This window comes from Winogradskyella psychrotolerans (assembly GCF_018860565.1).
GTDB classification, from domain to species: Bacteria; Bacteroidota; Bacteroidia; order Flavobacteriales; family Flavobacteriaceae; genus Winogradskyella; species Winogradskyella damuponensis.
The window spans coordinates 1-1,512 of record NZ_JAHKPS010000008.1; the positions used below are offsets into that span (position 1 = coordinate 1).

At 31.3% G+C, this 1,512-nt stretch carries 2 protein-coding genes; both read right to left on the minus strand.

Annotated elements, in window-relative coordinates; genetic code table 11:
* Positions 1-113 precede the first annotated feature (113 nt).
* Positions 114-527, minus strand: a complete 414-nt coding sequence (locus KO504_RS02485) for a hypothetical protein (protein ID WP_215924747.1) — start codon at positions 525-527, stop codon at positions 114-116.
* A gap of 159 nt (positions 528-686) precedes the next feature.
* Positions 687-1,481, minus strand: coding sequence for a cation transporter (locus KO504_RS02490; RefSeq protein WP_215924748.1), 795 nt, complete (start codon positions 1,479-1,481; stop codon positions 687-689).
* Positions 1,482-1,512: the final 31 nt, after the last annotated feature.

A 1,512-nucleotide genomic window follows, 5' to 3' on the forward strand; every position in this document is an offset into this window, starting at 1 on the left:
AAACTTTAACGAACCCGTGAAAATTCCGCAGGTATTTTCGCAAGTAGGCAAGAATAAAGCAATTAAATATACACGGTGTTGTACACTGGCTGTTTTTTCTGATATCAATTGTTTTAGAGATCTTTCTTTTTTCTTATTTCTTGGTCATCTAGTTTTTTCAAGAATAACTGAGAATTATTAATTTTTAAGAATTTAAAATTTCTTTTGTAAATCGTTGTTGGATTATTATGTTTAATAGTTATGATAGAATCAGCAGAAATTGTCCATTCTGCAATTTCATCATTATAAAATTCTTTTTCACTTCCACATAAAATTCCAGCCAAACGCATAAAAATTTTTCTATCATTTTTAAAATGATAAGCCTGATGTTTTTTTCGGATTCTTTTTTTCTTTTCGAAAATTATGATTCCTTCCTTAAACTCTTTGGGCTCCCAAATACCTAGTAATTGGACATCGATATTTTTATTCTGTTTTGTAAATGAAAAACAAATAGATATAAATAAAAAAAGTAAATACAAGTTTCTCATTTCTTAGCTTGTGTACAACGGTTTTGTGTATGATTAGTGGCGTGTTTAAGCACCTAATTTAGCAAATAAAAACCGAATAGAAAATCCGCGAGGATTTTCGTAAGTAGGCGAGAACCAGCCATTAATTATACACGTTGTTGTAAGTAGTGCTTTTTTAGTTCACTTACTTAATTTCAAAATCCGAAATGCTCCTTGAATTACCAATGCAAAAACAATTGTTCCGATAATCAAATCAGGTTTATTAGAACTCAAATAATGCACTAAAATTCCTGCAATAATTACTCCCAAATTGATAATCACGTCATTCGAAGTGAAAATCATACTCGCTTTCATATGTGCTTCTTCTTTGCTCTTTGACTTTTGCAAAATATAAAGACAAATTCCGTTTGCAATAAGTGCAAAAATCGAAACTATAATCATTGTTGAAAAATCGGGAAGTTTCTCGTTTCCGAAAAATCTTCTCAAGACTTCTACAAATCCAATAATCGCAAGTATTATTTGAAAATATCCAGCAAGTTTGGCAATCCGTTTTTTCTTTATTACTGTTCCGCCAACCGCAAACAAACTAATTCCGTACACAAAACTGTCCGCAAGCATATCTAAACTATCGGCAACAAGTCCCATAGATTTTGAGATAATTCCTGTTGTCATTTCAATAATGAAAAAAGCAAAATTTATGGCAAGTACAGACCAAAGTAGTTTTTTCTGATTTTCGTTTTCTTTAAATTCCGTTTGGTCGGTTTGTTCCGTTGAGATTTTTTTTCCACCTAAATTCAATTCGATAACGGACTTTTCGATTTGGTCAATTTCTCCGCTGTGAAAAACGGTCAATTTTCGATTCGGAATATCAAAGTCCAAATTCGCAATGCTTGAAATTCCGTCCAATTTCATTCGGATAAGATTTTCCTCTGAAGGACAATCCATTTTGGTAATATCAAATATTGTTTTATTCACTTGGTATCTGGGTTTTTGTATTATACTGAAA